At 39.0% G+C, this 22492-nt stretch carries 16 protein-coding genes and 2 tRNA genes; 10 read left to right on the forward strand and 8 right to left on the reverse strand.

The window, feature by feature from the left end; all coding sequences use genetic code 11:
- Positions 1–545 precede the first annotated feature (545 nt).
- Positions 546–1319: a hypothetical protein gene (locus tag ACPK8D_RS11805; RefSeq protein WP_424718054.1), complete on the forward strand. Its 774-nt coding sequence runs from the start codon at positions 546–548 to the stop codon at positions 1317–1319.
- Between the two features lie 388 nt (positions 1320–1707).
- On the opposite strand, the gene ACPK8D_RS11810 is transcribed toward ACPK8D_RS11805, so the two are convergent.
- Positions 1708–1792: transfer RNA gene (locus ACPK8D_RS11810), tRNA-Leu, on the reverse strand.
- 97 nt (positions 1793–1889) lie between these two features.
- Here ACPK8D_RS11810 and ACPK8D_RS11815 point away from each other — a divergent pair.
- A complete protein-coding gene (locus ACPK8D_RS11815) occupies positions 1890–2645 on the forward strand; it encodes an MBL fold metallo-hydrolase (protein WP_424718055.1) in 756 nt (251 codons plus the stop codon).
- Between the two features lie 592 nt (positions 2646–3237).
- A complete protein-coding gene (locus ACPK8D_RS11820; RefSeq protein WP_424718056.1) occupies positions 3238–3582 on the forward strand; it encodes a hypothetical protein in 345 nt (114 codons plus the stop codon).
- 418 nt (positions 3583–4000) lie between these two features.
- On the opposite strand, the gene ACPK8D_RS11825 is transcribed toward ACPK8D_RS11820, so the two are convergent.
- The 3 genes from ACPK8D_RS11825 to ACPK8D_RS11835 all read right to left on the reverse strand — a co-directional run bounded on the left by ACPK8D_RS11825 (position 4001) and on the right by ACPK8D_RS11835 (position 8968).
- Positions 4001–5377 carry a glycosyltransferase gene (locus ACPK8D_RS11825; RefSeq protein WP_424718057.1) on the reverse strand — a complete coding sequence of 459 codons (1377 nt, stop codon included), beginning with the start codon at positions 5375–5377 and terminating at the stop codon, positions 4001–4003.
- Positions 5378–5527: 150 nt separating this feature from the next.
- Positions 5528–6562: a glycosidase gene (locus ACPK8D_RS11830; RefSeq protein ID WP_424718058.1), complete on the reverse strand. Its 1035-nt coding sequence runs from the start codon at positions 6560–6562 to the stop codon at positions 5528–5530.
- Between the two features lie 9 nt (positions 6563–6571).
- Positions 6572–8968: a glycosyltransferase family 4 protein gene (locus tag ACPK8D_RS11835; protein ID WP_424718059.1), complete on the reverse strand. Its 2397-nt coding sequence runs from the start codon at positions 8966–8968 to the stop codon at positions 6572–6574.
- A 1121-nt stretch (positions 8969–10089) separates the two neighbouring features.
- On the opposite strand from ACPK8D_RS11835, the gene ACPK8D_RS11840 reads away from it, so the two are divergent.
- The 5 genes from ACPK8D_RS11840 to ACPK8D_RS11860 all read left to right on the forward strand — a co-directional run bounded on the left by ACPK8D_RS11840 (position 10090) and on the right by ACPK8D_RS11860 (position 14533).
- A complete protein-coding gene (locus ACPK8D_RS11840; RefSeq protein ID WP_424718060.1) occupies positions 10090–10668 on the forward strand; it encodes a hypothetical protein in 579 nt (192 codons plus the stop codon).
- 297 nt (positions 10669–10965) lie between these two features.
- On the forward strand, positions 10966–11652 hold the full coding sequence (locus ACPK8D_RS11845) for a LiaF transmembrane domain-containing protein (RefSeq protein WP_424718061.1): 687 nt from the start codon (positions 10966–10968) through the stop codon (positions 11650–11652).
- A gap of 472 nt (positions 11653–12124) precedes the next feature.
- Positions 12125–12346, forward strand: coding sequence for a hypothetical protein (locus tag ACPK8D_RS11850; protein ID WP_424718062.1), 222 nt, complete (start codon positions 12125–12127; stop codon positions 12344–12346).
- Positions 12347–12452: 106 nt separating this feature from the next.
- The gene (locus ACPK8D_RS11855) at positions 12453–13340 is read left to right on the forward strand and encodes a PrsW family intramembrane metalloprotease (RefSeq protein WP_424718063.1); all 888 of its coding nucleotides are present in this window, start codon (positions 12453–12455) and stop codon (positions 13338–13340) included.
- Between the two features lie 203 nt (positions 13341–13543).
- A complete protein-coding gene (locus ACPK8D_RS11860) occupies positions 13544–14533 on the forward strand; it encodes a tocopherol cyclase family protein (RefSeq protein WP_424718064.1) in 990 nt (329 codons plus the stop codon).
- 606 nt (positions 14534–15139) lie between these two features.
- On the opposite strand, the gene ACPK8D_RS11865 is transcribed toward ACPK8D_RS11860, so the two are convergent.
- The 3 genes from ACPK8D_RS11865 to ACPK8D_RS11875 form a co-directional block, all read right to left on the reverse strand.
- Positions 15140–15212: transfer RNA gene (locus ACPK8D_RS11865), tRNA-Gln, on the reverse strand.
- A 133-nt stretch (positions 15213–15345) separates the two neighbouring features.
- Entirely contained in the window at positions 15346–15747 is a 402-nt protein-coding gene (locus ACPK8D_RS11870) for a hypothetical protein (protein WP_424718065.1), read from the reverse strand.
- A gap of 37 nt (positions 15748–15784) precedes the next feature.
- Positions 15785–16114, reverse strand: a complete 330-nt coding sequence (locus ACPK8D_RS11875; protein ID WP_424718066.1) for a DUF2551 domain-containing protein — start codon at positions 16112–16114, stop codon at positions 15785–15787.
- Between the two features lie 899 nt (positions 16115–17013).
- Between ACPK8D_RS11875 and ACPK8D_RS11880 the strand changes: the two genes are divergently transcribed.
- Positions 17014–17478, forward strand: coding sequence for a hypothetical protein (locus tag ACPK8D_RS11880; protein ID WP_424718067.1), 465 nt, complete (start codon positions 17014–17016; stop codon positions 17476–17478).
- A gap of 2607 nt (positions 17479–20085) precedes the next feature.
- Positions 20086–21597 carry a polyphosphate:AMP phosphotransferase gene (gene pap, locus ACPK8D_RS11885; RefSeq protein ID WP_424718068.1) on the forward strand — a complete coding sequence of 504 codons (1512 nt, stop codon included), beginning with the start codon at positions 20086–20088 and terminating at the stop codon, positions 21595–21597.
- Positions 21598–21663: 66 nt separating this feature from the next.
- Here pap and ACPK8D_RS11890 read toward each other — a convergent pair whose 3' ends face one another.
- Positions 21664–22134 carry a response regulator gene (locus ACPK8D_RS11890; protein WP_424718069.1) on the reverse strand — a complete coding sequence of 157 codons (471 nt, stop codon included), beginning with the start codon at positions 22132–22134 and terminating at the stop codon, positions 21664–21666.
- Positions 22135–22492: the final 358 nt, after the last annotated feature.

Genomic DNA, 22492 nt, shown 5'->3' on the forward strand with positions numbered 1-22492 from the left:
ACAGAGCAAGAATCTCTTCACGTTTCATAAAAGAAAAAAATAATTCATTTTATATCCAATTTTTCCTCGGAACGAGGAAAAATTGTGGAGCCCTAACAAGGCTACCTGAATAGTTACAATAAAAGTTATATTTTTTAAGGCAACTTTTGTAAAAGAAATTTTGCGTAACTTCTATAATACAGTGTTCGAAAAAATTGAAGTTTTTTATAAAGGAGATTTTATAAAACATAACTTGTTTTTGACTAATAAACTTTCGAAAAAGAGGTTGTGCATAAGTCTTACACATGCGTACAAAAAATTCACGTTACATATAACCCCGCACTATACTTAGTTGTTAATTATATTCACCTTTTTGTATATTCCTTAAGCCTATAAAGATAATAATAACATTTTTTCATTTATTTATATAATTAACTATAAAAGGGATAATTTACAATAAAAAATATGAGATGGCGTAAAATGTCTTGAAACTAGCTTTAGCTAATTAAAAGACAGTCCTTAAAAAGTTTAGATTTTAAGAATTCAAACCTTGGGAGTAGATACTTGTGGATTATGTTATTACATACAAATGCCTCGCACATGGAACGGCAGTTTTAAACAATCTGAAAAACCACGAAAGATTGAAAAAGATTATTTCGGATCTTGACTCTTTAATTAAAACTGTCGATGAATTATATCTCCGTGAAATTAGAGCCGCTTTTGAATCATTATCTGATGCCTATATTACAAAAAATATGGAAACAAAAGGTATCCGTCTGCATTTTGCTGAAAAAAATCTTTTGAAAAACTCAAATCTAGATAAGAACCTAATAATTGGCGGCTATCCTAGCACACATTTAATGGCTCTTGCTCACTATGGCTTAAGTATTATTTGTCACTTACGAAATGATGATAATATTGCACTTAAGCACATTCTGCAAACATATAGATATTCGCCAAAACTTGCGCGCACGGAATTATTCCCTGAATTTTATGACGCCACTGGCTTACATAATGAAGTGATGTATAAAGTAAGTTTGTGGCATACAGCAGAATTAGACCGTTTAAATAATGAAAGTTTCAAGGGCGAAGAGCTAATCAGGAAAGGTGGAGCATTTGGTTTAGCCGCAGCTGCTATAGCCATAACCTCTCTTTTTGGTGCTCCCCATTTAGGCGCTGCTGTAGCATCAAAAAAATGTATGGATATATATAAAGATTCAGATCCATCCACTCTTAGGGAAAAAGCAATTCGCGATCTTGAAGGAAGAATAGAGGAAAAAGAGGATGAATTATGTAGTGCTGTAGCAAATGAATTGCTTACTGAGCTTGGACTAGATTAATGGTTACTTATGTAATACGTACAAAAACTTTACTTTTTTTTAAAGCCGGCCTTATAAAATAAGAGTTTTATCTAGCTGTTCTATAAAATAAGATTAATCTTATACTCTTTTATTAATCTTCAAAAAATAGGTTTTGCAATATCTGTACAAGAGCGTACAAAAAATTTGAGTTCTTTCTGGAAAATTATAAAAACTAATGAATTTTTTTAAATTAACTTTATTAAATATTAATGTTGTTTTTTAAATTGAGTACAAAAAAACCGTTTTCTTTCTGACAAGAATTATAAAAAGCTGTGAATTTTCACAAAAACTTTCTAAAAAATTGGTTGTGCATTAATCATACAAAACAGCGTACACTTTTTTGGAAGTATATATCCCTTGAATTTAGTGCGAGGGGTGGGATTCGAACCCACGAAATCCTTCGATACCGGATCTTAAGTCCGGCGCCTTTGACCGGGCTGGGCAACCCTCGCGCTTTGAAAAAAAGGCAGGTTTTTTTGAGCCGCAAAGATTCCTTATGCGGACATGCTTTAAATAAAGTTAAATTATTTAAAGTTTATTCTTTAGCTCATGGAAATTACATTTCTTGGCACTGGAGTTGCGATCCCGCAGAGGAATCGGGTACAGTCCGGAGTGCTTGTGAGGCTTGAGGAAAAGCCACTACTTATCGATTGCGGAAGCGGCGTATTGAGCAGGTTTCCCGAGGCCGGGGTTTCCCACACCGAGATAGATACGGTGTTGCTCTCGCACCTTCACCTTGACCACGTGGCTGACCTGCACCCTCTCATCAAGGCAAACTGGCTCCGCGGCAGTACCAGTATGAAAGTTTACGGGCCTGAAGGGACCGAAGAATGGTTTTCAAAAGTGCTTGACGCTTACGAATATCTTCAGGAAGAAGTGGATGTAGATGTTGTTGAGCTCTTCCCCGGAAAAGAATTTACTCCCGAGGGTTTCGACTGTGAGATCAGCTGCACGGCAGCCACGCATAGTGTTCCGACCCTGGCCTACCGCGTGACCGGAGAGGATGGGGAATTCGTTTACTCAGGAGACACCGAGCCCTCCAGGGAGATAATTGAACTTGCGGCCGAGGCCGATCTCCTGATCCACGAGTGCTCATTTCCTCCGGGCATGAAAGTTACAAACCACACCACCCCCAGCACACTGGCAGAAATCCTGGAAGAGTATAACCTGGAAATCGGAAGCATCTGCCTTACACATTTCTATCCGGAAATGCAGGGGCATGAAAGGGAAGCAGTGCACCGCCTGGAAAGGTATTTTGACGGAGAGGTGATTCTTGCCGAAGATCTGATGAAGCTTGAATTATAACGAAACACAAGTGGAATATGAAGCGTAAAGTGGGTGCCGGGCGCAAAGTGAAATTCCGACTGTAAAGCAAGCCTGTACTGTTAAAACGAGAGACAATCCGAAGAATAATTTCAAATTCTTCGGCAATCTTCAGGCTTTACTCTTCATCCCTGTTGAAAACAGAGCCTGAACTCAAAATCGTTCATGCAACCTCACGTCTACTTCTCACATCCTCCGACCGCATCCCGTCAGGTGAGTATGCAGCCTTATTATTAAATAGCAGAAAAGCAGAATCACTCTCATACGGAGAATCGTACGGAGAACCATACGGGGAATCATACGGGGAATCATAAAGTGAAAGGCTCTAAATTACCATCTTTATACATTTAATCAATAGGTTTAATCAATTGTTTAATCATACGTTTACTCTCCATACGTTTAATCAATTGTTTAATCCATACGTTTAATCCGTATTCCTTCAATCCTTACACCTCAAGGTGCATACGTTTATCCAATATCTTTAATCTGCATAAGTATATTATTTTTGAAATATAAGCTGCAATTTATTTATCTCTGAAAAATAAGCTATATACCTTTATCACTGGTGATTATCATGGCAAGACTACTCTCAGAAACGGATATCGGTATTCTGAAAACCGTTGCCCCGGAGTGTGAGGGGTATCTCTGTTCAGGCTCAGGAATGGCCTATCGTTCCATACTTCCTCCCCTGGCAAATCACTATGCAAAAGATGCTCAGGATTTTCTGAGGAGAATAAAGCTGCTATCCAGATATGACCTGGAATACCTTGTCAGGCTCATACTATCAGGAGAAGAAAGTCTCGGCTGCGTACCGTTTGAGTATATCGAACTTTTCATCGGGAACGTTTCTGAAAGGCTGGGTGAGGAAATAGCGGCTCAGGTCAGGAATTCCTATAATAATTCAGAATGCCCTGATTAAATTATTAAAAATTATTTAAAGAGCCTCAAAAAAGAAAACAGTAAAGAGAAAAACTGTGCATAGCTTATAGCTCAAACAGGCAGCAAGAAGAGAAACGGTACAGAAATATAATTCAAACAGGCTAAAGCAGTGTTATAAATCAGAACATTATAATTCTGTCTAAACCTGTAGCATCATAAGCCTGTCACGATCTGCACAGATTTCTAATTTAGAGCCTATCCGAAAAATAAATCATGGTATGAAAAAAGTTACAAGGTTTTAATAGTTACAAGGTTTTAATATCCTGATGTCATTCCAATATAATCCTGAGATCTGTTCCGGTGTATATTGCTAATAGTAAAAGGCTGCAGTAGGTCACTTCGCTTTTCGAATCGGCTCTTAATCCGTATAAGGATTTCTAATTTATAAAAACCTCTGCTCATTCCCTCCCGTATTTATCTTCAAGCCTTTCAATATCGTCTTCTCCAAGATAATCTCCACGTGAGATCTCAATGAAAACAAGGTTTTGACCGCCTATATTTGTAACTCTATGTACCTCGTTTACCTGGAGATCAATCGAATCTCCGGGAAGAACCCTGATTTTACTCTCGTTTTTAGTTACAAGCCCCTCTCCGCTGACTATGTACCAGTGCTCGTTTCTATGAGAATGGCGCTGGAGTGAAATTTCACCCTGAGGGAGAACAGTAAGGATTTTGACTTTATATCCGGGCCTCTGCATAAGCACTTCATAAAAGCCCCAGGGCCTTTTCTCCTCACGTTTGCACTTTTCGAGGATGGTTTCATACACTTTGATGTAATCATCCACCATCCTGTCAACAGAAAAATGTCTTTCCACACTTTCCCTGCAGGTTTTGCGAGATATGGAGCCTAACTTTTGCACAGCCTGTGCAGCTTCATCGACGTTATTGACCAGAAACCCGGTTTCTCCATCCCGGATAAGCTCAGGCATTGCACCCCTGTTTATTGCAATTACCGGTGTACCGCTGGCCATAGCCTCAACTATGCCAATCCCGAAAGCCTCATCATAATTAATCATGTGCAACAAAGCATATGCATTCGACAGAAGTTCCTTCTTACGCTCAGGATCGACATGCCCTTCGTAAATAATCTGTTTATTGTCTATATGAGGCTGGACTTCTTTTTCAAAATAAGCCTGATCTGCAACGAAACCGGCTATTCTGAGTTTTCTGCCCGTCTTTTTTGCGACTTCTATTGCTTCCTTTACGCCCTTATCTTTATGCAGGCGTGATAAAAAGAGAAGATAATCCTGCGGATTCTCATTGAAATGAAAGCTCTCTATGTCAATCCCATGCCGAACCGTTGCTATATAGTCCAGATCGCGGCACCTGTAGGCATCACTTATGGATACATAAAAAGTTCTATTATTATATTTTTTATAAACAGGCAAAATTTTCCGTGAAGAAATGCCGTGGATTGTTGTTACAACAGGCGTATCGACAAGCGCACTGTAAGTCAGAGGAAGATAATCAAAATGGTTGTGGATTATATCGAATTCATTTGCTCTCTCGAAAACCTCGGAGATATGCAGGCCTTCATACACCTTTACAATCATACTCTTATCTTCTTCATAGGGTCTCGGGCACACGGCATGAAGTTTCGCTGCAGTGTGAGAATCCGCTGTCGCAAATAATGTAACGTCAATACCCCGTTTTACCAGGCCTTCGGTTAATAAAGATACTATGGATTCCCAGGGGCCATACTTTTTTGGTGGCGTGCTCCAGGCAATCGGAGATAACATTGCAACTCTTATACTAATACCCCCAAAATTACTCACATCCCCAGATAATTTTAATCTTTTAATTTTTGGCTTTAAATCGTAATTCTTGATATTTCTATCTAATTTTTGATTTTTATATCTAATCCTTGACTTTTATATTTCAACTTTAAATTTTAATTTTATTTACCTTTGAATTTTCTATTAACTTTATTTCAATCTTGCATATCCTCTTTTCGGATCAGTGGAACTTTCTATATCTTCTTCAAACCATCTACAGTATTCATCAGGGCACTGTTTCTCAGGACACTGATGGATATACTTCAGGACATCGCTGACTTTTGCGATGGCTAGCGATACGGAGGTATCCGCACTCCCGTAATAAATGCGGATTTCATCGTCCACAAGAACCCATCCGCAGGGAAAAACAACATCATTGACATCTCCGCTTCGCTCATACATTTCACGTGGCCCGAAAACCCAGCCTTCCGACCTGTGAAGCACCTTCCTGGGGTCATCAGGATCAAGGAGGGCAAGCCCAAGCCGGTAACTTGCCTTGGCCGTTGTCTGGCGTACCCCATGATACATAATTAACCATCCGCCAGATACACGGATTGGCTGCGGAGATAACCCTATCTTGTTAGCGTCCCACCATCCGCCTTCCCTGGCATACAGAAGAACTTCATGCTCTCCCCAGTATTTCATATCCGGGGAAAAAGATATCCAGATATTTGCCTTTGCCCCGCTTATTAAAGATACGGGCCTGTGTAACATTGCCCACCTGCCGTTAAACCTTACAGGAAAAAGAGCAGAATCCTTATTTTCAGGAGGCATGGTAGCTCCTACCCGCTCAAAATTACGGAAGTCCTCTGTAAAGGCAAGCGCAGTTAAGGGACCCGAATCCGAAAAAGCCGTATACGCCACAGCCCATTTCCCCAGCTCATCCATATAAGTTATGCGTGGGTCTTCAATGCCGTATATTTCTTCAGGGTAATTTGCAGGATCCGGAGCAAAGGTCGGTTCAGTATCAACTTCCCAGCCATCAATCCCATTCTTACTTCTTGCTATTGTAAAGTGAGAAAAGCCCCTGTGATCTTCGACACGCACCAGTAACAGGGTTGTACCATTAACTATAACAGCTGCAGGGTTAAACACCGAGTGGGCCATATAAGGCCAATCCTCAACAGTTAGTATAGGGTTCCTGTTGTATCTTACAAACAGCTCCCCATGGTCTTTCCAGATCATATTACCCTCTCACTCAGCCTGATTTGCTGACAAAAGGCTCTTTCTTTTCTGCAGGGTTCCGTCATCTACTTCATTGCTTACTCTGGATTGCAGTATTGTACTGAAAGCTTTATCCATGTGTTTGTTTAAAGAGCTCAAAGCCATAAGGAAGCAAACCGCGGATTCCGCACCCTGGTTACAGTTCATACCATCGCGGTTGAGCCCGTCACAAACCGCGCCTGTGGAATTATCATACATAACAGTTCGCAAACGATTTCTTCCAAGGAAATATTCAAAAGAATATCTTGCAAGCTCCAGATATTTCCTCTCACGCACAATCTCATAAGCCGAAACATAAGCCTGAGTCAGGTAACCTGCTTCGATAGGCTGCTGGTCAAAAATCGGTTTTTCCCCGCTATAGGAGTACCAGCCATCGTTTCCAACCATGTCAAAAAAGTCGCCTTTCCACTGGATCTCGGTAAGAAAGTCCAGGGTAGCAAGCCCAACCTTCCGGTAAGTCCGGTCTTTGGTGTAATTATACGCCAGTAAAAGGGATTCACTCAATTTTGCGTTGCTATAGGTTACTGTAGGCTCGAACCAGTTCCAGTCTTCTTTATGGTTAGCCTCATATAAGTCGACCAGAGAATTCGCGTGGCTGGTAAATATGGATTCGAAGGTGTCTTTACTTGCAAGGGAGTCTACGGACTTCACGGCATCCCTGCGTGAATTGAATACCGATTCGAATTCATCGGCATCCACACCTGTCCTGAGTATTTCATACAAACCGCACATTGCATAGGCTTTTGCCCTCGGATAGTTAAGCTTCTCCATTTCAGGCCTGGCCCTGCTCATAAGAGTATGCGCAAGGGTGCGCATATTTTTCGACAGGTAGGGGCAGCTTACCACATGTCCAAGCCCGTAGATAGCACGCCCGAGAGTATCTTCACTGCCCTTTTCATCCAGAAATTCCCTTTTATAACTCATGAAGTTATGGAAGTGGCCCGTCTCGGTCTGGGCATGCTCAAGAAAGCTCATGTATGTGGTAATTAACTTCCAGAATTCCTCTGCTTTCTTCGGGCTGTCTGTCAACTGTGTCAGTGCAACAAGAGCTCGGCCTACGTCATCAGTACTGTACCCGTGATGGCGAGCCGGTACACCAAGGTTGGTGTGCTGCATAATGCCCACATCGTCGGTCAATAGTTTAAGATAATCAAGTTTTACTTCAGGCAGCTGATTTGGAAGGAATTTAAATTTGTTCAGGGTGCTGGAGTAGGCACTGTAGCTCTTTAAGGCCCTGGTGAAAACCGTATTATATTGTTTACCTACATTTTTCCAGGTCATTTTTCTACCAAAATCGTATGCCTTTTTGCGCATATTATCACACTCTTCTGGATTTTCAATTAAGTGCAAAAGAGATTCTTTAAAGCCGTCCGTGTCTCCAAAATCTACAAGCAACCCCCGATTGTCGGAAAGCATTTCCTGGGCGTACCAGTAAGGAGTGGAAACTATTGCCTTTCCCATGCCAATCGCATAGGTCAGAGCTCCGCTTACTATCTGTTCTCTGGAAAGGTATGGAGATACGTAAATATCACTGGCCAGGATATAATTGCAGAGTTCTTCTTTTTCGACAAATTTATCATGGAATACTACATTCTTCTCAAGCCCGAGTTCTGAAACTTTGTCCTTGAGATACTGCCTGTACGCTTCTCCAAAATTCTTTTTAATTACGGGATGCGTGGCACCCAGTATAAGGTATATAAGGTCAGGATACTGGCTTACGACTTCAGGAAGAGCGTCAAGCATACTTTCAATACCTTTATTCTGGCTCAACAGGCCGAAAGTAAGGACAAGCGGAGCCCCTTTCAGGTTCAACATCTTTTTATACTTATTGCAGTCGTTAAAAGGATAGTCGGGCACTCCATGAAAGATCAGTTCGATCTTGCCCTCAGGAGCATTATAAACATCTTTTAGCATATCAACTGCAGTCTGGCTCATTACAACCAGCTTTTCGGAATATCTGATGAGTTTTTCCGTGGACACCCTGTACTCAGTTTCAGGTTCCTGGATTACAGTATGCATCGTGCTTATTACAGGCTTGTTGATCCCTGAAAGAAGAGCAAAAATGTAGTCTCCCGCACTTCCGCAGAAAAGCCCGAATTCATGCTGAAGACATACGATATCAATATCAGACTGGTTTATATAATCTGCAGCCCGGTAATAATCCTCGATCCTGTCCCTCTGAATTTCAAAAACGACTTCTTCAGGATAATTGTAGGTTTCAGAGGGATCGTTCAAAGCAATTACTTCACAATGAACGTCGTTATATTCCCCGGACACTGAATTTAAAAGATCGGATGTGAATGTGGCAATCCCACATTCTTTTGGAACATAGGTTCCTATAAATAATACTTTCAGTTGCTTATTCAATTAATAACCCCCAAATTCGAAGTAATTAAGTTTGATTCTCCGTTTTTTTCTATTTTATAGTTCACCAATTACATACTATTATTCCCCATAATACCATATTATCCCCATACTAATGCAAAGAGTAAGTATCGATAAAGTTTATTACGGTTTTGGATTGAAGCTATATATGTTTACTTCAAACATGCAATACAATGAAAAAATATATAGCTAAGAATCCATAAAATATGGCTTTTGTCAAGCGCAGGTAATCACTAATAGCTCAGGTGATTACTAAATAGCGATAAATTTATAATACCCACCCAATTACTCACTTTGCTAAACTTCAACAAAGTGGGTAATAAAATATTGATTAGATCTAATAATTGTATTCAATGCTATTTAATATTATTTATAAATATTATTGTACGAGTTAGCGAAACAAATAAAAAGAAAATTGAGAAAGGATAGCGCCTGAAAAGCTATTAAAGGGTTTCTGCCGGCACAGGGCAGTTTCCTGATCATGCACCCGTTTCAACCCCGAAATTTACCTTTTATTTGCTGCGCTTTCTGTCAAAATCTTTTTTCTGTAATCTGTATTAAAGGCTTTAATGTGTATGGCTTCCTTATCCATACTGGCTTTATCCAAATCTGAATATATTTCAGTATTAATAGAAAAATATAAAACAAAAGCTATGGTATGGTTTAAAACTTTTTGATAAGGAGAACCTGAGTTCTAAATGGAGAATGCTGAAAGTTGAGTTATTAAAGACTTTCCAGATTAGATTAACTGATGCATAAGAGATTTTAATCACAGCAGATAGGGTCCTACCCTGCAATAGTTTCCATATGCTCTCCTTCTCAGTACTGTTTCTTCCAGAAAAATTATGCTTTATTCCCAGCCTCAAAAATACTTTTATAACAAGTTAAATATTTAATTCACCCATGAAGATAATGCTGAAAATGCTGTAATTCCAGAAATGTTTTTTAAAGACTGGAATCTGTTATATTTATTGGAGAACTTTCCGGTGCAGTGCAAAATAAGGAATAAAGAGGATATGGGGCCTGAAAAAAATAGTTTATAAAATGGGTGATTATTTGAAAACCGTCAAAACAAGGATCTGGCAGAAGGAGGGTTTCTACACTTGATACGATATTGGTTGTTATCCCTTGCTATAAGTGTCGGCCGGGGGGGTGCAAGAATTCTCGATATTTGTGCCTTTCCTGAGCTCATGGACTATTTATGGCAAGTCGTTAAACTCAATACCCGAAACCTTACAGCAATAGAGGAACAGGAAGCTCGAAGCATATTCGGAAACAAAATTAATTACCGGAAGGTGCGTATCGACGAAGCTTCATTCATTGCCTGGACGAGAGCGAAGCTAAAGAGGTGTTCAGGTATGGGAGTTGCAACCTTCCACACAATCAACTTCACTAGAAAGCTTAATGCGTCTGCAGGCAGCTCCGACATGAAATGGCTTATACACGAATTAACCCACGTCGCACAGATGGAACATACAGGTTCGCAGTATCTGGTTGAAGCATTTCATGCGCATATGAGCGAAGGATATGCGTACAGGCCTGGTACAAAAAAACACTTTCGGGAGTATAATCGTGAGCAGCAAGCTTGTATTGTTGCAGATTATTATATTGCACGCTGTTCAGGCCGCTCAACTGCAGCTTGTGATCCGTATATTGCAGAACTGAGAGCCGGGGAATTATAAACTATAGAGAAACCTTGCCAGTTCTTGAAAAAAACCGTTAAATGTTCTTGATTTACCTGATTAATTTTTTTAAACTGAACCTGTAATTATATATTAGATCGTTAATAAAAATAGTTTAAACAAAAGGAAGGATTAATTCTAATCAAGTTTTGACTTTATACGAACTACTGCAATGGTAAAATATCATTCCCTGCAGCCGACAGTCCTAAAAAACTGAGAAATTGTATAGGGAAAACTATATGATTAAACTTGGACTAAATTTAGACTAAAATTGGAATTCAAATCTGGGGTATAGTAATGGCTAAAGTTTCATACCAGACGATATTCGGGGCTATCGTACTGATTCTCGGGGTTCTACTCCTGCTCAGGACCACCGGAATATACGATACAGGGCAACTGCTGAAGTACATCCCCTCTTTATTCATTTTACTCGGGCTGTACGCACTCTGGAGAAGCAAATTTTCCAGTTTATCCGGGCCTATCATTCTAATAGTAATTTTCACAACTCTTCAGTTACTGGTCCTTGGCCTGATTTCCTGGGAAAGCATTGCCAGCTGGTGGCCGTTACTGATCATCTTTATGGGAATCGGGATTCTGGCCGACAGGAGAGGCCGCTCATCCGTATTAAGAAAAGATGCCGAAACCGTCGATCTATTCGCAATCTTTGGGGGAGTGGGCAGTACCAATAATTCCAGGAATTTTCGGGGTGGGGATATCACTGCGATTTTCGGAGGAGTAGATCTTGACCTGAGAGATTCCAGTATCGAGACATCTCCTGCAAGAATGAACGTGGTCTCCTTGTTCGGCGGCATCGACATAAAGATTCCTGAGAGATGGCAGGTCGAAATGGATGTACTGCCAATACTGGGCGGTGCCGAGGATGAAAGGCCAAGGAGTTCAGCACGCAGGGAAAATGATTCGGAAAAAACTGATCTCATAGTCACCGGATTTGTTGCTTTTGGTGGTCTTTCTATTAAGGACTGAACGGCATCAGACTGAAAAAGTATCAGTGTTCAGGATAAAAATCTTAATTATTTTAAAATGATTGGGTCAGATGGAGAAATTCAATTTTTAAATTATCAATTTTTAAATTAAGGACAAAAATAAGAGTTTTAAGTAGGGACAAAGTAAGAGTCTCAAAAGAGAAAAAAGTAAGAGCAAGACTGGAGGAATGGGTAAAATTTTTTATTTAAAAAATGAGAACTTTAGTCTCGAATCGAAAGCCGTTTTGTTAATGAAGTGTGGATAGCCAGTCACGAATTACAGATATCATGTCAATAGATCCATGTGGTCTATATATATTAAGGTATTTTGCAAACTTTTAAGACTTGCCAGTACGTCATTGGAATATCATCAGAGGCATAGTATTTAAGGCTCCCAATCATAATATTACCCGTAACGTGGGGACAATGTTTTGAGGCTCTGGTAATTTATATAAGTCAAGACCCTCGCTGGCATGGGACCTGAGCTTAGTTTGAGGATCTATACTGGAAACGTGCAGGCAATTATCGATCCATGTTTGAGTGCGAGCAATTCAACCACTCGGGCCGAGCAAGTCGATGATACTTTGTATCAGGAGTCAATAAGCTGGCACTCGCTTGAAAGCGTCCGGTTCAAAGCTCTGATGGGGCAGGTCGCTTTTGCTTGGAGTAGCTTAGACAATAACTTGAGCAGGTAGGGGACTTTTGTCTACTTATCTTCAGCTTTATATTACGCTTGTCTATACTATCCTGAGTTGATGCCTGAGCTCGAGCTGTAAATTGTTTACACTTAGGAGGCGCATTTTGGAAGACAGTTCGGGGATGTTAGATAAGGAGGAAATGATAGATAGCCCGGTGAAAGACCAATCATTTAAACCGGTTACCCGGGGGAATGCCTGGCTAAAAGTTTTAACATCTGCAGCAGCTTTTTATATTCTCTTACTGGTGGCGTTGCTGCTGACAGGCAATCCAAACCTGTTCCCCAGCCTGGTGATGGTCGGCAGCTTTACGGTCCCTGTTGCCTACGTGGCGTTCTTATACGAGCGCAGGCATTTTAGCCGCCTGAAAATGCCGACTGTCTCCCTGGCTTTCCTGTACGGTGGGCTAGTGAGTATTATCGCCACTTCTTTTCTAGGGCCATTATTTGTTATCCAGTATGATCTTGGTGAGGCTCTAGCAGTAGGGCTCGTTGAGGAATTTGCTAAAATCCTTGGTGTACTGGTGATTGCACGCCATAAACGGCATGACTCGGAAATGGATGGGCTGATTCTGGGCGCGGCTGTGGGGATGGGGTTTGCAGCCCTGGAAAGCACCGGTTATGCCTTTACTAGCTTCCTGATGAGTTCGGGGGACATTTCGGTAACAATGGAAGTGACTTTATTCCGTGGTCTGCTTTCCCCACTGGGGCACGGGACCTGGACAGCGATTTTAGCCAGTGTACTGTTCCGTGAAAGCAAGGATTGCTGCTTCCGAATTAACCTTCAAGTGATTAGCGCATACCTGTTTGTTTCCATTCTGCACGCAATGTGGAACGGATTGTCCCTGGTTCTCACTCCCGCTATTGGCCTGGGGTTAGGTGCGATCACCACATGGGTCGTGGTTGGTTTTATTGGATTGTATGTGCTCCTGGTGCGCTGGCGAGAAGCGGTCAGGTTACAAATTGTTTTGCCACCAGCAACTGAGGCCAAATAAACCTGAAAGGGAAGTATGGGAGAATCCACACCAGAGAGAAGTATATGGGCATCAAAAGTAAATTTTTACAATGGATGAGCTTCAGGATAAAGTAAAGCGTAGCGATACACACTAAAGGGAAAGTAAAACCTCTGAGATGATTCAGAAGGCAAAAGCAGGGATTATGCATAAGATTTTAAGCGATAGTTCCCCTGCCATATATGATGCTCGACACATGGAAGCCGGAAATATTCCACGGCCGTAGAAAAAAGAAGGATTTTTTCGAGGGCTGGTATTTCAAGATGGTGGATTGCAGCGAAAAGAACGCCTATGCTGTTATTCCTGGCGTCTCCATAAGCGGGAAGCCCTTGAAGTCCCATGCGTTTATCATGTTCCTGGATGCTAGAGCTCAGCGAATGCGCTATTTCAGGTATCCGCTCTATGACCTTAAGGCGGGCGATAAAAAGTTCGAGCTTACAATTGGTGAATCTTCGTTCAGCATTGACGAGATGAAACTCAACCTTGGACAGGGTAGAGACCTGATTACGGCCCGCATTAGCTTCAAGGATACGTTTCCCTGGCCCGTGAAACTGCTATCTCCGGGGGTAATGGGCTGGTATGCATTCGTGCCGGGCATGGAATGCTATCACGGCATACTGAGCATGGATCACGCCATTGAAGGGTTCGTCGAGGCTGACGGCATAAGGACAGATCTCAAGGGTGGCAGAGGTTATATTGAAAAGGATTGGGGAGTTTCAATGCCTTCCTCCTGGATATGGATGCAGACTAACCACTTTGATCGGGAAGGTATATCACTCTCTGGTTCGATCGCGAAGATACCCTGGCTAGGCAATTATTTCACGGGTTACATCTTCGGCTTCTTATTTAACAAAAAGCTATACAAATTTACGACGTATTCCGGGACAAAGGTCACCGGGCTCGATGTGACCGACGATAAAATTCGGATCCGGCTGGAAAGTAAGGTATACCGGCTCGATATCGATGCTGACAGGTCGGAAGGCATCGAACTCTCGGCGCCAAAACTGGGAGAAATGACGGCGAAAGTTAATGAATCACTGCGCTCCAGTATCAATGTGACTTTATTGAGGAAAAACGGTTCTGGCACGAAGCTTATCTATTCCGGAACAGGGAGAAATGCCGGTCTGGAATTCGTGGGTGATATCACAGAACTGATAAAAGGCTTGAAGAAATAAGGCCTTAATCGATCTTGATGTATACCTTATTGCAGTCCACATTAATTGCATAAACATATGACCTATTACAGAGAATTCGGGCAATGGGAATCCGGGCAATGGGGCTGAACAGTTGATGAGACGTAAGCCCAAATACTTTTTTGAACAACACCTGGAGCCAATCTCTTAAAGACAATAATGTACTTTACATGCTTTTATTGATACTGGTTTTTACAATAAAAAGGCAACTGGCATAGCCATACAATTCAACGATATCCTATAAAATTTTGTTAGGAAAATTGACTGATTTTTGAGTTTACGACTAAAGAATACTATCTAAAGGCTTAAGATATCAGGTTGAATAACTCTGGAGTCCTTTAACCTGCAAGCTCTTTAACACAAAAATAGATATAATTCCTTGCAGACGGAAGTCTATCTTAATAAAAAACCTCTTCATGCTTAAAAATTCTTTATGCTTAAAATATAGCCATCAGGGCCATTTCGAGAGTCTAGACGCTTCCAATAACGAAACTGATAGAAAAATACTGATAGAAAAGTAAATACAAAAAACAGAAAAAAGAATTATCTGACTCAGGACAGGAAATAAATTTACATACATAATGGGTATAGCCCGGCACGGATTCGAACCGAGGTTGCAGGATCCAGAGTCCCGCATGATTGACCACTACACTACCGGGCTTCGATGATTTTTCGCTGTGGGGCGCATTTCTTTCGCCCTGAAGCGTATCTTCTAAAGGAAGATTTTATATATATACCTTTCGGCTGAATGCTCTACACTTTTAAAATTAAATAACAAAAGAGAAGTTATTTTTTTACAGGTTTTCCTCGGGCTGATTGAGAACTGCAGTCCACCACCAGCGAGCCATATCTAAAAGATCTTTTGAAAACTGACCTGAAAGCCTGTACTCCTTATCCTTTATCGAGATCAGCCCGGCTCCAAGCAGTTTATTACGCATTGAATAAAATGAGGCACGCCCTATCTGGAGTTCTTCCAGAAGGACCTTCCATTCGTCAGTTCGGATTGCATTTCCTGCAGCCTGACGCTCTTCAATTATTGTCAGGAACTTTTGACCCCTGACAGCTGTTGAATCTTCTTGAAAAATACGCCGCATAAGGGTATAATAGGGGTCCCTTGAATTGCTTATGCGGGTATTAGCATCCGATCTTACCACAATAGTCGTTGCTGTTCTGGGTGCGTTTTTAACGAGTGACATTGTCCATCAGGCAGTTGGGGGTAGAATAGTAAACTTCTCAAGCTGTGAATTCGGCAGAAGTTTTGGATGAAGTTACAATCTTCATGAGTAGATCTATATATTCTTCTCTCAGAAGGTAAACCATTGGGGTCTTATAGGATTCTTTATGCGCCCTTAGAATTCCAAGTTTCGAATGGATATACCCTACCATGGATGCGACCGTATTCCTCGATACATTATACTTGCTCGTAAGCATTTCATGCAGCTCGTCAATAGTCGCTTTTTTTACCTTGATGAAGATGCACAGGATTGCTCTTCGATATCCACTTGAATCAACTTCAAGAAATTTCTCTAATCTGGATTTAATTTTAGCTCGGATGGATACCATAAATTACCACCTCTACTGATATAGTAAACTATGTAAGTTATAGCTCTATATATAGATTTGTAAATTTATTCGTGCTGATAGGATGGATATAAAAAATTGATATCCATTAGACAATTTTACTTTACTTCAAATCCAGTTTTTCGTATACATATATACTCTTTCTCTGATATATCGCTTTTTATGCCTCATCCGCACCGGATATATTTCCAAATCTTTTTAAGAGCTTTTGATTGTAAACACTAGACTTTTATATTTTTATTTATTAACTTCTTTTTTAATAAAAACTATATATCCGCACAAATCGGAAAAGCTTCTATTTTCGGGGGAAGAATTTCAAATACTTACATAATATATTTACTTAACTACACTATTATTTTCTTATGACAATATATTAAGTTTGCGTTTAATCCACTAAAACTGTCCCGTTTTTACATATTATAAAAGTAAAAACAGCGATTTTCCGAATTTTTATCAGGGCCCCGAAATTAAATTATTAATTTTATCCTGAAACCCTTCTTTAAAATGTATTCAGCGCGTGAATTTTTTCATTTCCACATTTTTCAGGTAAGCGCGGTTTTGTAAATCTAGCTTTAAAATCCTATTCTTCATGAAGCTTGCGGCATTTTTTATCCGGCGGCATTTTTTCTGCACACTTGAAATCTCAGAACTCCATCGAAAAGCCCTGGGGCCGGAATAGAAAAATCCTAGAATAAAATTAGAAGAGATAACACTGAAAATAGAAGATATGAAACGCCGTATCCTTAAAGCCAGGAGCCTTTCATAATAAGGGGATTAATATTAATAGGTTTATAACCTTTACAAAGAAAGAGAGTAAGGAATAAAAAAAGCCTGAAAACCAGTAGATTCAACCCTCTCAGCCTCATCCAGGAGCACATAATATGGAATACAGCTATGATCTTAAAGGGAACAATCTATACATTGGAGAGAACCAAATACCTGCTTATAGCCTGGAAGAAAATGAGATCGGCAATTGCACCAGTTGCGATTCCATACTTACGAGCCTTAGCTACCATGCAGCAGGTGAAAGAACGGTAGTCGTAACAAAATGCATTTATTGTGGGGCTTTCCATGCAAACGTCTACGATTCCGGGTGGAACTGGGTAGACGAGTTCCAGGTCTCCCTGCTTCCAATTCCGATTCCTATAAGCAATCAGATAATTGACGACTGTGAAGGGCTTGAGGCAATTTCCATGAAAAAGCTTGAAGCCGTTTTCTCCAGAGGGGAAATCGAGGCCCTTTTTGCCAGAGCAAAAGATGAAACTCCTATCCGCCAGTATCTTTACAGGGCCCGCAAAAAATACAAACTCTTCGAAGAAATATTTGACCTGGAACTGGCATTATAATTTAGTTACACATTTTTCTATTTCCTTATACTTTTCTGGATGCTCGGGTACTTTAATTTAGTATTTATTCTCCGTACTATTATAATAGTACACATAAATAAGAAATAATATTATATAAGATAAATAATATTTAATTAATTTAACTAAAAATAATAATAAAGATTAATTAATTTTGAAATTATTAAATATTAATAATGTATTCAAATGTATAAATTCTACTTTATTTAATTGAAAGCTAATTTTTATTAGTAAGCTTTACAGATCATCCATACAGTTCCCAGATTCTGCTTATATATTGGCACTTATGTGTTAGATTTCCAAAGGTTTAGTTTCAAAGATCTTAATGGATTAAATAATCTCGCGATTATTAACTATACGTTTCTATATGATTTCAAGTTGCTAGGTCTAGACTATCCAGTTCAAAAAATATTATATAAATATACTAACATAAAAATCAGGATTCCATTAATTATCATGTTTATTATATAATTATACACATATAATTAATATCAATAAATAAAAATGTTCAAAAGAAAAAAGTAGACAAAAGTAGAGAACTTTTCCACCGGATCGATGAAAATATCATTTTCAGATAAATTATATATTTCTAGCACACTGTTCTAAAAACTTCTGCTCACAGATCATAACTCGAGTGAACAAAACCTCAATTTAGTAATAAATAATATGAGCATTTATTACTAAATTGCATATTGCGGATATATCTCCTTATATAATTATTTATAAACCAAATTGATTATTTTTCAACCATTTAAGATTTAAAAAATGCATTGATCGAATTCATTCATATATACTTTAGGTACTGATTCTGCAATATCTACGAAATGATATTTAGGCTCCAATTTTGTTAAGTCGTCGATTCCACAGACTATAGGAATATGCCCCTTTTGGCCGACGACCGTACACCTAAATGCAAAAAGAAATAAAAGTAAAATGGTTGAGAAAATGAAAAAGGATATACACATATACTGTAGGAATAATAGATATTTCTTTATCCTATATATAAATTCAGTAATTATCATGAAGAATCGTATATTTCTATTAATCGACTGATTTTATATAAATAGTTCATTAGTTGTCTAATTTTTATCTATGTGTTTCTCCCGGGATTAGAGACTCGTAGTCTACCCTATTTGCTCAAAAAAGCATAATATAAATATAGAGACATATTAATAAACTTTGTAGTAAAATGAGAAGAAAATCGAAAAATCCATCAATATAACTTCAGGAATTTTTTAAATAAAATATGGTTTATTTGGTGCATAGATTAATTTCTTGAGTATCTAAAGAATAGCACATCAAATAAACTGTATATTTAATAGCTTATTAATAAAAAGAATAATACTGGTGGTAAATAATTATAATATTACCATAACATATAATTTAATACAACTATTGTACATAATGTGATAAAAACATATAACAATTAAAAAAGGTACAATGCTTAAATATAAAATACTAAGGTGATATTTAAATATATATTTTGTATATCAATTAACACATTACACAGATTTAATATACATATTTAACCCGCATATATTATATATATATACATATATATATATTTTATAATATATTATATATATTACGATAGCATATTGAAAAACTTACAAATAAACCTTTATTTGATAATATATATTACATTAAGTGCATTTGATTAAATATGAAAAGTGTGGATTCCTAAAATATATACATATAAACTAAAATATTTATCAAAAAATATACTATCTACTCATAGATAAAAAATATAAAAGTCTCATAAATAAGATACACTAATCTATTACATATTTTTTAAATTACATTTTTAAATCATATTACGTTTTTAAATTACATTATATTTTTAAATTATATTTAACTGAGTATCATATATTTGTTTAGCAGATGTTTGATAAATTATAAATTATAGAGTTTCCAAGTATAATAAAAGACTAATCTATTCAATAAGCATATCCATTCAATATACCATAATACCATATATAATCCATAATCGGGTATGACATTAAAATAGAGGCTTTAAAGTGTAAATAGTATAATACTAAGATAATATAATATAATACTAAGATAATGGTGTCAAAATTGCCAGTTAATTATCAAGGTATATTTATAAAATGGTCTTTCTTCTGCTTCGTATACACTCTCTGGTATAAATGTTCAGCAAAACGAATATTTGATTTTGGAAGCAGAGTCCGAATAATTTTAAGTTATGTGGACTAAATATGGTCAATATGTATGAGAATTAAAAAATAAATTGTATACTATTGAAAAACTAAGTTATGCATAAAATGAAATAAAAGAGACTACATAGTACATTTGCTTAAGAATTAAGATATTCAAGAAGTGGAATTTATCAATCGAGCCTCTCAAATCCGATTTCATATTTTTATTAATCCTGTTTCATATTTTAATTTATAGTGGCCAGAAAGCCGACGCAAAAAGTTAAAGTAGTTGATCCGATGCATATACACTATATATCATTATTTCTAAAGACAACCCCATGACAAACCCATATATCTTCCGATTAAATATTAATCAGTATTGGGATAATTAATGTTTTAAATATCGGTTTTAAAATAAGCGCAGGGCCCCATCATGCTTGAAAAAATTGACCTTTCAAAGACAATAACAAATGGCGAGTACAGGAAGAGCGAGAAAGTACTTAAAGCCAAACTGGGAGAACTGCAGCGGAAAGCCTGGGACTTAAAAATACCTGTTATTCTTGTTTTCGAAGGCTGGCATGTATCCGGGCTAGCCGAGGATATCAACCGGTTTATTCTTTCGCTTGACCCCAGAGGATACAGTTTCCATACCATGACCAAGCCCTGCTACGAAGAGCTCCTCAAGCCCTTCATTGTGCGCTTCTGGTCCAGGATTCCGGTGAGAGGAAAAATTGCGATCTTCGACAGGAGCTGGTACAGCAGGTCAGTAATAGAGTGTTTGGGGAAGGAAAAATCCGAAGAAGAAATGGGAAAATGCCTGGAAAAAATAAACTATTTTGAGCGGCAGCTCGCCGATGATGAGTATCTTATAATTAAATTTTTCCTTCATATAAGTGAAAAAGAGCATAAAGAACGCTTCAAAGATTCCAAAAAAGATTATATTCCGCTTATATTTGACGAATATGAAAAGGAAGCGAGGCAAGACCTTGATTTTGTTCATAATTATAATGAGTACCTGCCTTTTGTCGAAAAGGTACTGGAAAAGACCGATATGCCTTACGCCCCCTGGACAATCGTTGAAGCTGACAACAGGAGCTTTGCAACTCTTAAAATCATGATGACGGTCATCCGGGCCTTGGAAACCTCTATTGAACGGGCAACCAGAATTCCAGCCGAACAGACCCTTAAATATCTGGATATGGAAATCCGGGGAATTCCTCAGCTTAATAATTCCATCCTGGAAAAAATTGACCTTTCCAGAAAGCTGGATGCAGATGAGTATAAGGAATCAAAAAAGCTCTACCAGCAAAAACTTACAGCCCTCCAGTACGAGCTGTTCAAGAAAAAGCGCCCCCTGGTCGTGGTCTTTGAAGGCTGGGACGCTGCAGGCAAAGGAGGAGACATTTACCGTCTTGTAGAAAACCTTAACCCCAGGCTCTACAGGGTAGTCCCTGTGGGCTCGCCTAATGACATCGAAAAAGCCCACCATTACCTCTGGCGTTTCTGTGAAGCAATCCCTAAAGCCGGCAATATAACGATTTTCGATCGGAGCTGGTACGGCCGCGTCCTGGTAGAAAGAGTCGAAGGGTTCTGCAGCGAGGAAGAGTGGAAAAGGGCTTACAGGGAGATTAACGAATTTGAAGAAATCCTGACACATGCCGGAGCGATTGTACTGAAATTCTGGCTCCATATCGATAAGGAAACTCAACTGGAACGCTTTAACAGCCGGCAGCTCGACCCGGAAAAAAAGTGGAAAATTACAACCGAAGACTGGCGAAACCGGGGCCGATGGGAAGATTATAGAATTGCAGCCGATGAAATGCTCCAGAAAACAAGCACAACAAATGCCAGGTGGACTGTTGTAGAATCAAACGATAAACGGTATTCCAGGATCAAAGTTCTGAAAACCGTCGCTGAGGCTCTTGAAAAAGAACTGAAAAAATAACATCATAACTGAAAAAAACATTATATTAATAATTTTATGTTTTTAGTAACATAATATTTTAAAAGTTTACTTCGGACCATCAGGGCCAGATAGGGAATTCGAAGGAGTTTTGAGTCCCGAAGCTTTTTGAAGCCTTTCCGGATTTTTTATTACGTCTTTCTTTTCCAGCCTGCACCGTGCAAGAACAATATCAATGCCCTTTTTCAGATCCGTTTCGTCGAAAGGCTTCGTAATATACCCGGACCCGGCATTCCACATTCGTTCGAGAATCTTACGATCCGAACAGGCCGTAAGGTAAACGACTGGAATACCGAGCCGGGCTATTATCTCCTTTGATGCTTCTATACCATCCAGCTCACCTTTCAGCATAATATCCATAAGCACGAGGTCAGGGAAAGTACTCTCTGCCTTGCTTATGGCTTCCTCTCCGGACGAAGCTACACCCGTAACAGTATATCCCAGATTCTTCAGCATTATCTGTATTCCCATTGCAACAATATGTTCGTCCTCAACAACCAGAATTTTTCCTTCTGCCATTACTATTACACCTTTTCTTCAGCTTCCGAGAGCCGGGTTTGAAACAGGTTTACTGCCCACTCAGGCTTGAACCAGGTTTACTGTCAATTCTTCTCTATCCCTTCAAAAGATTTGTATATAAATTAAGGTATATAACCCACGCTATTACGGTAAATACATCAGGAGAGGAAGTTTAAGCTCCCCCTGTCCCCGGCAAAAGTGAAAGGCTTTGTCCAGGGCTAAAGGATATTTTTATTCATTGAGCCTATCCCAAAACTTGAAACTACTTCACTGAAGCTTGGATTCAAGATAATCAATCGAACTCATGGTTACGAAAATAATTTTTAAATTCTTAATGATGTAGAAATAAACTTGGTTT

The sequence above is a fragment of the Methanosarcina sp. genome (assembly GCF_049706645.1).
GTDB lineage: Archaea > Halobacteriota > Methanosarcinia > Methanosarcinales > Methanosarcinaceae > Methanosarcina.